Here is a 14855-nt window from a genome sequence, read left to right on the forward strand (position 1 = left end):
GTAAGTAAGTTTTATCGAAGGTGTTTCGGCTTTAAGTTTTGTTCTGCACATTCGACAATTTCAGTGATTCTTTTTTGTCGTACCTGCGGTTGTCTGGCAAGAACAATCCATTGTAAAATAGCTTTCTTTACCGATTTGCTTAAACTTACATAGAACACTTTAGCATGAGGTTTAGTTGCAAATTCCGCTTCAAGATCTTCTGGGATAATCAATTCTTCCACCTCATCCAGTAGTGTCCAGAAACCATTTTCCTTTGCAATTTCTATGCTGTTGTAACCAGCTTCATGCAGGAGGCCGTTTTCAATGAGATTTATTATTTTTTGTTTATTGATTTTTGACCAAGTACTTTTAGATTTACGTCTGCTAAAATATTGATGGGAAGTTTCGTTATCTACAGAAATCTTTTTACTGTCAATCCAGCCGAAGCAAAGTGCAACATCGACTGCCTCACTCCAGGTAATCGATTTTTTTTCAGAACTTTTTTTATGAAAAACAATCCATACAGCCTGTTTTGTCTGATGGTTTTCCATTAACCATTCGCGCCAGGCTCTACTATCAATAGGATAAAATACCTCTATTTCTTGATTCATGATTTAAAACGATAGTTCAGGTTTTATTGCTCAATATCGAACGTCTTGATATTCCGTAATATGTAATGATAAACTGAATGGTATTGCTAAACTTCATGTGAAAAACAGGAAGCATTATCATTAGTTATATTCTTTTACATTAAAACTATTGTTGATTAATATTACATTAATCAACAATAGTTGTTTTATAGAAGTTATTATTCCTTTAAATAAAACAGTATTTTGTATTGATTACAGCGTTGCCATATCAATTACAAAACGGTAACGAACATCGCCTTTTTCCATCCGTTTATACGCTTCATGAATATCTTTAATATCGATCAGTTCAATATCCGATACAATATTATTTTCAGCACAGAAATCTAACATTTCCTGCGTTTCTTTAATACCGCCTATACCCGAGCCGGCTAGACTTTTACGTCCATCTAATAGTGCAAATGGCGGTATTTGAGAAGGGACTGCAGGAATTCCGACACAAATATGAGTTCCGTTTGTACGTAATAGAGATAAATACGATGCGATATCATGTTCTGCACTAACGGTATCTAATATAAAATCAAATGTTCCTTTAGCCGCTTCAAACTGTTCTGGATCTGTTGTTACAACAAAATGGTGGGCACCTAATTTTCTGGCATCCGCTTCTTTTTTAGGTGAAGTACTTAGCACCGTAACATCAGCACCAAATGCAACAGCAAATTTCACTCCCATGTGGCCTAAGCCCCCTAATCCTAAGATTGCGACTTTGTGACCTTTTCCCACTTTCCAGTGGCGTAGGGGAGAATAAGTAGTTATGCCTGCACATAACAAAGGGGCTATTGCCGCTAAATCTAACTTATCAGACACATGTAGTACAAAATCTTCATTAACCACGATTGTTTTAGAATAGCCGCCATATGTAGGCATACCATCCGTGTACGGATTCACACCATTGTAAGTTTGTACGTTACCATTTTTACAATACTGTTCCAATCCATCCTTACAATTTTCACAATCTCTGCAAGAGTCCACCATGCATCCTGTTCCTGCTAAATCACCGATTTTGAATTTCGTGACTTCAGATCCGATTTGAACAACCTTACCTACGATTTCATGTCCCGGTACCATGGGAAATAAACCTTCAAACCAATCATTATTAATCTGATGTAAATCCGAGTGACAAACTCCACAAAATAAAATATCAAACTGCACGTCCTTAGGCCCCAGTTCACGACGTTCAAAGTTCCATTCGGCAAGCTCAGCACCAGCCTGCTGAGCCGCATATCCTTTTGTTGTAATCATAGATTCTGTTTTAAATAAACTAATTTTTTATTTGATAGCTTTTTCTAAATCCTTGCGGAGTTAGGCCTATATTTTTCTTGAAAAATTGATTAAAATTGGACTGATCTGCAAAACCTATACTAAATCCGATTTCTTGTAAACTCCAGTCCGATTGTATCAATAAAGCTTTACTTTCTTCCAGTAACCGATTTTTAATGTGTGTGCTTACATTTTGCCCCGTATACTTCTTTAATATCGCATTTAAATAATTTGGATGTATAGCGAGCGAGTTGGCAAATTCTTTAGCTGTTTTAATGCGTACAGGATTATGTCTATTAATATTCGAAGCTTCTGCTTCCAGTAATTGAAAAAAATCATGAATTTGTCTATATTCATCACTAACAATATCTGGTTTTGGAAAATTAGCAACCTGTAAACTTTCGATCATCACCATTTGCATATATGTTTGTAAGCGGTCCTCCGTCATATCATCCTGATCTTCATATTGCCTTAGCATGATTTCAAACCAATGGTTTAAAGGATCTAGATCATTTTCTCCCAATCGAATGACATTTTTCTCTATTTTACTAAACAGTTCATATTTTTCCATAGCAACTTTTAAGATCGGTTGCTCATCCAGATAACGCTTTTTAAACAGAACGTAATATCCGTCAGAATCATCAGAAAGATTTTTCCAGGAGATTATTCCATTCGGATGCAGAAATATAATTGTCGGATTATCTATATAATAAGTGTGGGTACCAATAGTAAGAATACCTGTTCCTTTAGAAATATATAATATTTTATAAAAGTCCCTACGATGTGGAGATAAATAATTTTTACAAGGATCCTCTTTTCGGCTCACCACACGAATATTCCAATTCTCAAAGTAGGCATGGCTTACTGGTAAGAAATCCGCTGAGTTTCGTAGCAAATCTACCTTTTCGATATCCGAAGTTTTCAACATAATGAGCTATTAAATATTTTATAGAATACAAATGTACCGCTTGTCTTTTTCAAAATATTATGATTTACTTTCTGTTTTTTATGAAAATCAAAGGTCACATCAAAACAAGATCCTGATAAGTGAAAATCAATATAGATGCGCCATAGCTAATTTAAATAATATTTAAGATAGTTGCTCTATTTCATTATCGGGAAGATCAGTATGTACTCCCATTTCTTCAAAATGTTGGGGTCAATAAAAGCTGGAGGATTTGATGTTTTAGATTGGAGTATAAAAAAAATCCTTCTGAACTATTCAGTTCAGAAGGATATCAAGTGCGGAAGAAGGGACTCGAACCCCCACGCCTTGCGGCGCCAGATCCTAAGTCTGGTGCGGCTACCAATTACGCCACTTCCGCATTAGGATTTCTTTGATGTCGCAAATATAAAAACGAAACCTATACTTTGCAAGTATTCTGCTCTTATTCGTTATGGCCGATACAGATGATGCTGTTTATGAGCAGAATATTTTTTTTAGCAAATTAATTTTTTTGTTGTTTACAATTCTATTTTAGCTTGATGATAATAAACATCAAGCTTTGAAAATATGATTTTATTTTGAAGCTTTTGCTCCCCAAAGCACCCAAATTAATCGAAAACTAGATTCATTTAATGTTCTGTATCCATATTGTTTTTTTTATAAAGCTGTTTGATATATAAAACAGCTACTATTAGCGGGTTAAGAATCTTGGTAAATGGGTTTAAATATCCTAATTTTTATTTTAATATATTCATTTATAGGTTTTTGTAAAAGTGTGATAGCGATGTGAAATGTCTTTTTTCTTTGATTATTTATTTAATGTTAATCTTTACCACAGAAATAATTGAGATATGTTTATGCTTTGCTGATGGTGACAATAGGACCATCGATTGGTAGTGCATATTACTTTTTTGATTATTAAATGAAATTTCAATTGTATGTTCATAATGGTACAGTTGAATTCACCTCAACAGGGATTAACGTGATCCTTGTTGAGTTCATTTTCTTTAAATATTATTGAACATCGATATTTGTGGTCACAAAATATCCTTCTAGCATGTAATTAATAAAAGGCGTCGATCAAATATTATTACTGTATCTTTTGCATGAATTGCATAAAATCAAAAGAGTTTTAAAGTAAGGATGATGCTTTACTTAGCATTATCCCAAGGTTTAAAATCTGATGAGATCGGTTTTGTCAGATCAAATTCGACTGAAAAAACCCGTTCCGAACCTATTCGCCTGAGGTTGTAAGAAAACTTAGTTTCATTAATTGTTACCCACCAGACATTAAAAGCAGCGTAGTCGATTAGTTCTTCGGTTGCTGCATCAGCAGGAAATAGCTGCATCTCAGCTGTTCCTTCGTTGGTTGCGGTCCCACCATAAAAAGTGATATTGTCTGGATTTCCATCTGGCTTTCTATGATCATGTTTTAGCTCTACAAGATTATTATTCAAGGAGAAGATCCAGGTACGTGATTTGTCGTCCCCTACAAAGAAGGGAACCTTGACTTCACTGTCACTATAGCGCATTACCTGCATCAACAAACGTTTGCCGGTAAACCCGTCACCTTCCTTTCCGCCAGCAATAATAGTTCCTTCATAATAATTACCTAAATGTGTTTTAAAAGCTTGTATAAAAGCTTTTGAATTTGATTCCTGAGCATTCGATACGCTGATAACGAAATACGCAATGACGAAGAATAGGGATTTTTTCATATATATTAATGACGGTAATTACAATCTTATTATAAGGCTTTACTGCTGATTGCTGTATGAGAGATTCACAGTTTCATTCATAACAGTAATTTATTTTGAATCCTATAAAAGTACAAAAAATAGCTTGATATTGGCAGTATATTTAACACTTAGAAAATATCGATGAGCGATTTTGAGGTTCATAAATTTTTCACCTATCCTTAATACTCAATTTATATTAAAGCGAGATATTTGCTACAGATGAAACACCTTTGATCTAAAGAGTATACCTGTGAAAACAATAGACGAAATTCTATTAAAACGCCTTGTTGATGCTGATTACAGTGCTTTTAACGAGATTTATGACCATTATTGGAACCTGCTTCTTCGTATTGCCATTAAGAAAATAGGAGATGTTGATTTGAGCATGGATATCGTGCAAGATCTTTTTGTGGACCTTTGGCAAAGACGGCACACCATTACCATTCATACCGGATTACGGGCATACCTCATTTCGGCCTTATATCATAAACTCTTTCAGCATTTTAGAAAGCAAGGGATCCATGAAAAACATATTGACCAATATAAGTTATTAATACACGACGGTTTGCAAGAAATATTCACTGTGAATGGCTACGAAGAAAACTATACCCATGTTTTAGTTGCCATCGAACAGTCTATAGAAGATATGCCAGATCGCATGCGCGTCGTCTTTAATTTGAAATATCAGCGTAGTCTCAGTAATCTTGAAATCGCAGAACAATTAGGGATATCACTTCAGACAGTTAAAAATCAATTAAGCAAAGCATTGACACTTGTGCGCACACACATGCAACAGCAACAGTTAAATCCGATGGTCTATTTGTCGGTTTCATTATTATTGTTCTTCTAATCGGGTTTGTTGTACCGTTGTAGATCTGTCTTTTTATTTAAAATAAACTTAACATAAACTTCATGCATTTTGCATGGTACGATCTCTTGGTTATCGCAACTATTAGGATGTATGCAAGATAGAAAAAGAGAACTGGAAGAGTTGATCAATAAATATTCGGAGGGACGGCTTACTGATCTAGAGCGTGGACACTTAATGAAGTGGATGCGCGAATTGGATCTTTCGAACAAAGAGCAGATTGATATGAATCAGTCCTATCGTAAAATGAAAGAACAGATAGATTCCCGTTTACTCCTGCCGGAGGTAGACGTCCAAAAGGCTGGTCATTCCTGGCAACTTTTGGGACAGGTGGCAGCAGTCTTGCTTTGTTGTCTTTCTTTGGGATGGTATCTAGTAGACCGAGATCGTATTCATGAACCGCAGAAAGTTGCATACAGCACAATCATGCCATCTTTGATAAAGCCAATCAAGAAGGTCTTTACGGTGTCTAAGGACAGTTTAGTGGTATTGGAAGATGGTACTCGCGTTCATCTTTTGGCCAATTCGACGATGACTTGGACGCAACCCTTTCCGGATGACTGCCGTGCAATTCAATTGCAGGGAAAAGCATTTTTTGAAGTGGCTCACGATCATGAACGTCCATTTACTGTTCTAGCAAGCAATATTCTAACAACAGCGCTAGGAACCTCTTTCTGGGTTGTGCAGGACAATAAAAGTGCAAAACCCAAAATACGCCTGGTGACTGGACGGGTTTCCATCAAAGAGAAAACAGCAGATGGCGCAGTACGCTTACTTGCATTTTTGACTCCTGGGCAGTCGTGGAAAGAAACGGTAGCACCGGCTAGACAGCGCGATCGTCATCCGGAAGTAGAGGAGCAAATAGTGGAAGCAGCAGTCATCGACACGCTGACTTTTCATCATAAACCTTTAGAAGAAGTCTTGCCTGCCTTAGCATCATTATACCATACAACGATTCGCTTTTCTTCAAAAGAAGTTTCAGGGCTTTCATTTTATGGTACTTATACAAAAGATGATGATATCGCACAGATCTTACAGACAATCTGCTTTGCCAATGATTTAGAGATGACGTTTAATGCTGCAACCAATACCTATGCGATTACAAAAGTAAGCCAGTAAAAAAATAAAAAATAACCAGCAGCACCCTACGAAAAAGAGGGAGCCTGGACATATTATGCACAATTATTAATGAAAAATATGCGAATATCTTTAACTATGAAAATGCCTTCCAGCAGGGCTTTATTACTGCTATTAGCGATTGCTTTTGGCGAAAGGGGCTTTGCCCAGGAGCGTGGAGAACTTGTTGTTATCGTGCAGGACGCGAAGGCAAAAGGTCTGGCCAATGCTACCGTAACTGTAAAGAATAAAGTGAATAATTTGAAGCGATCCGGCCAAGCTGATCAGCAAGGAAAAGCGGTGTTCAATAATCTGCCCGTAGACAGCAATTATTGTATTTTAGTAACTTATACCGGATTACAACCGAAAGAAGATTGCCAATACATCGTCACTTCGGGCAAGCGCTCAAGTGTTGTTTTTCAATTGACAGATACTGCTTCAAATAACATGGATGAAGTTGTCGTCATCGGTTATGGTACCCAGAAAAAAACCAATCTTTCCGGTGCTGTAGATCATATCAGTGGAGAAGTACTGGAAAGCCGTCCGATTTCAAATGCCGCACAGGGACTTCAGGGTATAGCACCAAATTTAAACATACAGTTTAATTCAGGAGCACCTGGTGCTGTGCCCAATATTAACATTCGCGGTATCACGTCCATCAATGGTGGAGATCCACTTATTTTAGTAGACAACGTACCTGTTTCGGCGGCTGAACTGATTCGTATTGCCCCACAGGACATCGAATCATTTACCGTGATTAAGGATGCTTCTGCTGCGGCAATATATGGCGCGCGGGCATCTTTTGGTGTTCTAATCATCACCACTAAAACGGGTAAGGGTGATGTTAAAGTAAGTTATTCAAATAATTTTACTTGGAATACGCCAACTGTTATGCCTGATAAAATAACGGATCCATATGTATTTTCCAGATTATTGGAAACCTCTACTGATAATACCCCTTGGGATAATGTGAATTACTCCGATCAATTTTACCAATATGCAAGAGAGCGCTCTGACAATCCTTCTATTCCCGGAGTGCGGATCAATCCATCAGATGCCAAAGCTTGGGAATATATGGGCAATCGGGACTGGACACGTTACTTCCTTTCAGATTGGAATTCAACCCATTCACACGACCTGTCCATCTCAGGATCCAATGAAAAAGTACAGTATTACATCAGCGGAAGTTACAATCGCCAAAATTCACCCGTTAAACTTACAGAAGATTATTTTGACCGGTACAATCTGCGATCAAAAGTAAACTATCGACTTTCAGATTTTATATCATTCGGCAATAATACCGTGATTGGTAGTACGCGACGACTTGAACCTTCACAAATGAATTTGGCCGATATCTATAATATTTTTCCAACAAGCTACGATAAGAACCCTGATGGCACATGGGCTAATGCTGCAGCCGGAAATATCGCCGCACGGATGGTCGATGGCGGTAAAAGTGATCAAAAACGTTTGGATGTTCAGTCTACTTTTAATACAGAACTTCGTTTTTTTGGCAACAAGTTTAAACTGAATGCAGATTACACTTTTCAGCGCAATTCACTGAATAGAAATTGGTATACGACACAATATCAGATCGGATATGGACCTGACGATGTCCGCAAAGAAGGAACTACTGGTGCTTTCCGCGAAGCTGGATTCTCCTACTATAACGTCTATAATATATATGGTACCTATATGCAGTCATTTAATAAGCATCAGGTAAATGCTGTGGTCGGATTTAATCAGGAAGACTATCGTTATGAGCTTATTAATGCCGAACGTTCGGGATTGATTTCAGAATCATTCCCTACGATCCAATTTGCTACAGGAACCATGAGAATGGGGGAGGCTATTGATACCTATGCATTGCGCGGTGCATTCTATCGGTTAAACTACACCTACGACGATAAGTACATCGTAGAATTCAACGGCCGATATGATGGATCTTCTCGTTTTCCAAAAAGTAAGCGTTTTGGTTTCTTCCCTTCCGGTTCTGTTGCCTGGCGATTAGACCGTGAAAATTTCATGTCATCACTATCAGGTATTGATTTATTAAAGGTGAGAGCGTCATACGGACAACTTGGTAATCAGTCTGTATCCAACTATGGTTATCTTCCTTCGATGGAGAAAAAGGATTCAGATTACTTACTTGGCAGCGAGCGAGGTATCTATATTCAAGTTCCATCTTTGGTTTCGCCCAATTATACCTGGGAGAAAGTCAATACGGTCAATGTCGGTGTAGATGTTGCTGTTCTTAAAAATAAATTTTCTGCCAGTTTTGATTATTATTCAAGAAGTACGCTAGGTATGTTGACCTTAGGTAAGGATTTTCCCAATATATTGGGTGCTGCCGAGCCGCGTGAAAATGCCGCCGATCTCAGGACTAATGGATGGGAGTTGACGCTTAATTTTCAGGAACGTTTCGAAGTGGCTAATGCTCCATTGCACTTTAACGCCAAATTATTGTTGTCAGATTCACAGTCCAAGATCACCCGCTTTGACAATCCCAATAAAAGTATTTTGCAATATTATGATGGGATGCAGTTAGGTGAAATCTGGGGATTGGAAAATAACGGTCTTTTCAAAGATCAGGCAGAGATCGCTAAATTGGATCAAACCTCCATTATTCCTTGGGGTGCATTATCCATCGTACCGGGCTGGCCGACCTATGTTGATCAGGATAATAATGGTAAGATTGAGAAGGGATATACACTTGGCGACACAAAAGATCTTAAAATCATCGGAAACTCCACGCCCCGTTATCAATTTGGGGTAGACCTATCAGCAGATTGGAAAGGTCTTGACCTACGCGCATTTTTCCAAGGAATTGGCAAACGCGATTATTATCCATTGGATTATCTGTATTGGGGTACTTATCAGCAGCCTTACGGAAATTTTTATGGACACTTGCTTGATTTTTACCGCCCTGAAAGTGATTCGGAGATCGATCGCGCAAAACATTCTCAAGCATACCTAAATTTGGGGCTTGCAGATCAAAACCTCGATGCCGCTTATCCGATATTGCAGTCATGGCTGGCCGACCGTAATTTAGGGACACGTATCGATCAGGCACAGGGACTAGCGATTCCACAAACAAATTATTTACTGAATGCCGCTTATTTGCGACTCAAGAATTTAACGATCGGTTATACTTTACCTAAATCGCTTACTTCAAGAGCCAAGATCCGTCAGCTTCGGGTATATGTGAGTGGTGAAAACATCATCGAATGGTCTGCTGTAAAACGCTATTTTGATCCTGAAACCCTTAATGAAAATACCTATACCAATCCTACTGCGGGTTCAGATCGTGTCGGCAATGGACTTACTTATCCTTTTCAACGCAGTTTTTCTGCAGGTGTCCAATTAACTTTTTAATCGAATATCATGATAAATAAATATATAAAATTAGCTTTTGTGTTTTCGGGGCTTTCACTTTTAGGAGGCTGTAATGATCAATATCTGGATCGTGTTCCAGAAACGGCAATCAATAATGAAAACTTTTTTAATACCGCCACCGATCTGGAACTGTACATTACAGGCTTGTATAATTTTTCTGGATTAGGCATTTATCAGGCAGACGCTACCAGTGACAATGCAAGTACGACCGGGAACGTGGAAATTAAAACCCTTATGGCTGGAAATGCATCTGCAGCAACTATTTCAGGAGGCTGGAACTGGGACCAACTTCGTAAGGTGAACTTCTTTCTGCAGCATATGCAGAAAGCGCAGATCAGTGCGAGTGAGAAGGCACATTATGAAGGTCTGGGCAGATATTTCCGTGCCAGATTTTATGTCGAAAAAGTACAACGGTTTTCTGATGTACCTTGGGTGGATAAAGCATTGGAAGTGGGCGATACAGAGTATCTGTTTGCTAAACGCGATCCTCGCGCTACTGTTGTCGAAAAAATTATGGAAGACTTTGAGTTTGCCGCAAAAAATGTTGAACCCAGAATTAAATTGGGGACAGTCAATAAGTGGGTTGTACTGCAGGAGTATAGTCGTTTTGCGCTCTATGAAGGCACTTACCGTAAGTATCACCAGGAGTTGGATTTAAAAGTTTCTGCAAATGATTTTTTGACCAAAGCACAGCAATTAAGTGAGCAAATTATGCGGGAAGGAGGTTTTAGTATTCATCAAACAGGCAAACCCAATCAGGATTATGGATCCTTATTTTTTAGTGAAAATCTAGAAAACAATAAAGAGGTTGTATTTGGTCGTTTTTATGCCAACAATGTGCTCAACGCCGATTCATGGCCGGGTATGTTCGGTAATTATGAATATTATCCCTTGCGGGATCTGGTACAGTCCTATCTGATGAAAGATGGTTCCTTCTATTCGGCTCAAGTAGGATATGATAAGAATTCATTTGTGAAGGAGTTTGAAAACAGAGATCCCCGTTTGTCACAAACCTATGCCTATCCGGGATGGGAGTTGATCTATTCCCACACCTACGCACAGGGAGCGGGATTGTATGTCCAACAACTGGCGAAAAACTTTTCTGGCTATCATCAAATTAAAGGTTTTCAAAATACGCTGAGTCTAGAGGCTCGTAATAACTTAGATATTCCCTTGTACCGATATGCGGAGGTTCTCTTGAATTTTGCCGAAGCAAAGGCTGAACTGGGTTTGCTGACACAAGCCGATTTAGATCGAAGTGTCAATCTATTGCGTACAAGAGCGGGTATGCCCGCTATGACACTTGGCGAACGTATAGATCCAGTCTTGGCATCACGCTATGCCAATGTTGAAAGTAATCAACGGAATCTTGTATTGGAGATCAGAAGAGAGCGCCGTGTCGAACTTGCATTTGAAGGATTCCGATTTACAGATCTCATGCGTTGGAATGTGGGTGAATTATTAAAAAATAAGCGTGAAGGTGTCTATTTCTCTGGATTAGGAAAGCATGATATGACCGGTGATGGTATTCCCGATGTCGTACTGCTTGCATCTTCATCTTCAATTCCCGAAGTCAAAGAAAAAAATAGCCTGGGACGAGAATTACAATACTACCGTGTTGGACGTTTTGGTCAGGATGTGGGGGTGTTTTTATCCGATGGCAATAGTGGTACTGTAGAGACGGTTGAAAATACAGGAACTTTTGAAACCCCAAAATTTTATTATCGTCCTATACCACAGGGAGAGATACTTTTAAATGATAACCTTAAACAAATATTCGGATGGTAAAGCATAATCCAATAATACGATTAACAGTAAGTTGTCTATTCTTGATGCTCTTTGGCATAAAGACCGTACAGGCACAAGATTTTAAATTTGCATTTCTGACCGATATGCACACGCATAGTGACTCTACATTGGGACAGGTAGCACAACGGCTTAAATTATTGTCGCCACAGGTGGAATTTATTATGAGTGGTGGAGATAATGTCGATATCGACAATTTAAAAAACACTGATCTACCGCTGGGAGAAAAACGATTCAAGTTGCTTAAAGATGTGTTTGAACATACAAAAAAGCCTTATCATATGGCTATCGGAAACCACGATAGATTACCGCGTGATCTAAGAAACGGTAAAAATGATTTTGAACTTTTCGAAAGAACTTTTGGTCAGACGTATTACACCTTTGATCATAAAGGATGGAAGTTCATTGTGCTCAATAGTGTAGAAGTACAGGATAATCAATACATCATTGGAGAGCAACAGTTTGCTTGGTTACAGGGTATTATTAACAGTACAGCGAAAGAACAGCCCATAGTTATTGTGTCCCATGTTCCTTTTTTATCCGTTTATTATCCTGTCCTGGAAGGACGTTATACCGCTGCCGATACGTTTACAAATCAAAAGCAGGTATTTGATCTTTTCAAAGAGCATAATCTGAAATTAGTACTTCAAGGGCATATGCATTTATATGAAGAGATTAAAGTGAAAGGTGTACAATTTATAACAGCAGGTGCAGTTTCTGGTAATTGGTGGCAAGGTAGTTTTGAAGGTACATTCCCAGGTCATCTTGAAGTTGACGTAAAGGGACAAAATTTTAGTTGGAAATACATCAAATAGACCAAATATTTCAGTAAAGTACTGTCGTAACTATCCCCCGGGAAATATTAAATTTTCTGGGGGATTTTTATTTTACTTCTCGCAAGGGTGGACTAGGTACGTTGCTTTTTATGCGTGATTTCTATCCATAATTTCTATTTTTTTTAACAGAAAAATAGTCTTTTCAGATGTCGATCACTGTTTTTAATACATCAAATCCAATTTGTATGATTTGATTTTATTTTTGAAGTATCAGCTATATTCATCTTTTAATGGTTCTTTTATCAGAAACATTTTTTTCCTTTATGCTGATTGCATTTGAAACTTAAAAAGTAAAGATATGAACCTTAAAAGTGTATGTTAGCTCTCTGTTAAAGGCTTAGGTATTCAGTTTGTTAAGGTGTTGTAGTGGCTTTTGGGTAGATTTTGCACAAAATGGTAGATCGTATATCTAAAAGGTATTGCCTTGTATAAAAATGCAGTATGCCTGTGCATTTTATTTGTATTTTTTACTAAGTTTGAGATAAGGAAACTGTTGATTACAGGATTATTTATACCACATTTTATTGGAGAATAAGCAAAATATCGGCCCTCTAAATATATTAAATATACTGTCCAAAAATAAATTATAATGGCAAATCAAGAAGATTATACTGCAAGTACTAGAATGTGGTTTAAGCAGATAACCAAGGAAAAGAAAGATGTTGCGTCCATTTATATATATGCCATTCTAAGTGGTCTTGTGCAATTGAGTATTCCACTGGGTATTCAGGCAATCGTTAGTTTTGTTTTGGGTGCCACTATGGTGACATCGCTCTATCTGCTCATCGGTTTTGTGGTGCTGGGTACATTCTTATACGGGGTTTTCCGAGTTAAGGTCATGCAGATTATTGAGAAGATTCAGCAAAAGATTTTCGTCGAATATTCCATCGCTTTTGCCAAGAAACTTCCAAAAATAGACCTCGCCGCCACTAAAAAATATTATCTTCCCGAACTTGTTAACCGTTTTTTTGATATTCTAAACTTACAGAAAAGTATTTCTAAAATTCTGCTCGAAATTCCAACCGCCTTGATTCAGATATTTTTTGGTATCATCCTGCTGTCTTTTTATCATGTCTGGTTTTTAGTATTCGGAGCAGTTGTGATCATTATTGTGGGATGTATTTTTTATTTTACAATGGATTCGGGTATCCAGTCCAGTGTTGAAGAAAGTAATAAAAAATATGAGGTGGCTTCATGGCTCGAAGACATTGCCAGCGCTATAAAAACATTCAAGATTAATTCAAAATCAGATATGCATTTAACGGGTACAGATGAACGGGTCGTTCAATACCTTGATCACCGCACTTCGCATTTCAAGGTTTTGTTGTTTCAGTACAAATCCATTATTGGTTTTAATGTGACCATTACGCTGGTTATGCTGGGAATTGGAACTTATTTGCTGATCAATCAAAAACTCAATATCGGTGCATTTGTTGCAACAGAAATTGTGGTTATCATGATTATGTCGGCGGTTGAAAAGCTGATTAAAAGTCTCGAAAGTTATTACGATATGATTGCTTCAGTACTTAAACTCCATAAGGTGACGGGTCTTCGTGAAGAATCCAATGGCGAGATTGTATTGGAGAGTACAGCAAGAGGAATGGAAGTTGTTTTTAAAGATGTCAGCTTAAATTTTGCCGACAGCCGTCCGGTTTTTATCCATTTGAATTTTACTATTCCGGCCAATAGCCTTACCATGATTTCGGGACAGGTCGGTGCCGGGAAATCCATGCTCTTAAATATGATAGCCGGTTTTTATGAACCCTCTGGAGGAACAGTCCTTTTTGATAAAATACCGATCAAAAATATTGATAAAATTGCCTTACGCAATCGCATCGGCCTGTACATGGAAGATATGACGATTATCAAAGGCACACTGCACGAAAACCTCGTGCTTGGCCGTGAAAACATCAGTACAGAAGATATACTCCGACTTGCTGAATCCATTGGTATTGAACAGCTTTCCGATCAATTTAGCAACGGGTTTTATACCTTGTTGAGTGAGACAGATACCGAGATTTCTTTTAGTTCAAGAAAGATGATCTTAATTCTGAGAGCACTTCTTGGAAATAATCGTCTACTACTATTGGAGGATCCTCTTGACGGGATGGATGAGGTATTTCGTAAAAAACTGACACAATATCTGGATGAAATCAAGCAACATACAACTGTGATCTTAGTGTCTAAAGAAAAAGAAGTAATGGAGATTGCAGATCAGCATCTCTACCTGCAAAACCGTACTATTGAAATTAAGTAAAGATA

The 14855-nt window shown here is 37.9% G+C and carries 10 protein-coding genes and 1 tRNA gene; 6 read left to right on the forward strand and 5 right to left on the reverse strand.

The features are described from left to right. Positions 1 to 11: 11 nt before the first annotated feature. The 5 genes from WH188_RS07845 to WH188_RS07865 form a co-directional block, all read right to left on the reverse strand. Positions 12 to 590, reverse strand: coding sequence for a YdeI/OmpD-associated family protein (locus WH188_RS07845; protein ID WP_132770715.1), 579 nt, complete (start codon positions 588 to 590; stop codon positions 12 to 14). 231 nt (positions 591 to 821) lie between these two features. Further along, a complete protein-coding gene (locus tag WH188_RS07850; protein WP_339423705.1) occupies positions 822 to 1868 on the reverse strand; it encodes an NAD(P)-dependent alcohol dehydrogenase in 1047 nt (348 codons plus the stop codon). 19 nt (positions 1869 to 1887) lie between these two features. Continuing rightward, complete coding sequence (locus WH188_RS07855; protein WP_339423706.1) at positions 1888 to 2814, reverse strand: AraC family transcriptional regulator; 927 nt, start codon at positions 2812 to 2814, stop codon at positions 1888 to 1890. A gap of 315 nt (positions 2815 to 3129) precedes the next feature. Next, a tRNA-Leu gene (locus WH188_RS07860) sits at positions 3130 to 3211 on the reverse strand. Between the two features lie 772 nt (positions 3212 to 3983). Beyond that, the gene (locus WH188_RS07865; RefSeq protein WP_168127216.1) at positions 3984 to 4550 is read right to left on the reverse strand and encodes a hypothetical protein; all 567 of its coding nucleotides are present in this window, start codon (positions 4548 to 4550) and stop codon (positions 3984 to 3986) included. A gap of 271 nt (positions 4551 to 4821) precedes the next feature. Between WH188_RS07865 and WH188_RS07870 the strand changes: the two genes are divergently transcribed. The 6 genes from WH188_RS07870 (at position 4822) to WH188_RS07895 (ending at position 14850) form a co-directional block, all read left to right on the forward strand. Beyond that, positions 4822 to 5421: an RNA polymerase sigma factor gene (locus WH188_RS07870; protein ID WP_168127217.1), complete on the forward strand. Its 600-nt coding sequence runs from the start codon at positions 4822 to 4824 to the stop codon at positions 5419 to 5421. Between the two features lie 111 nt (positions 5422 to 5532). Next, the gene (locus tag WH188_RS07875; protein ID WP_168127218.1) at positions 5533 to 6558 is read left to right on the forward strand and encodes a FecR family protein; all 1026 of its coding nucleotides are present in this window, start codon (positions 5533 to 5535) and stop codon (positions 6556 to 6558) included. Positions 6559 to 6654: 96 nt separating this feature from the next. Then, a complete protein-coding gene (locus tag WH188_RS07880) occupies positions 6655 to 9930 on the forward strand; it encodes a SusC/RagA family TonB-linked outer membrane protein (RefSeq protein ID WP_339423707.1) in 3276 nt (1091 codons plus the stop codon). A 9-nt stretch (positions 9931 to 9939) separates the two neighbouring features. Next, positions 9940 to 11739: a RagB/SusD family nutrient uptake outer membrane protein gene (locus WH188_RS07885; protein WP_168127219.1), complete on the forward strand. Its 1800-nt coding sequence runs from the start codon at positions 9940 to 9942 to the stop codon at positions 11737 to 11739. Beyond that, on the forward strand, positions 11733 to 12572 hold the full coding sequence (locus WH188_RS07890) for a metallophosphoesterase family protein (RefSeq protein ID WP_168127220.1): 840 nt from the start codon (positions 11733 to 11735) through the stop codon (positions 12570 to 12572). Before WH188_RS07885 ends, WH188_RS07890 begins: the two co-directional genes overlap by 7 nt. A 610-nt stretch (positions 12573 to 13182) precedes the next feature. Further along, positions 13183 to 14850 carry a peptidase domain-containing ABC transporter gene (locus WH188_RS07895; RefSeq protein WP_206368440.1) on the forward strand — a complete coding sequence of 556 codons (1668 nt, stop codon included), beginning with the start codon at positions 13183 to 13185 and terminating at the stop codon, positions 14848 to 14850. Positions 14851 to 14855 lie beyond the last annotated feature (5 nt).

The sequence above is a fragment of the Sphingobacterium sp. MYb388 genome (assembly GCF_037479535.1).
GTDB lineage: Bacteria > Bacteroidota > Bacteroidia > Sphingobacteriales > Sphingobacteriaceae > Sphingobacterium > Sphingobacterium anhuiense.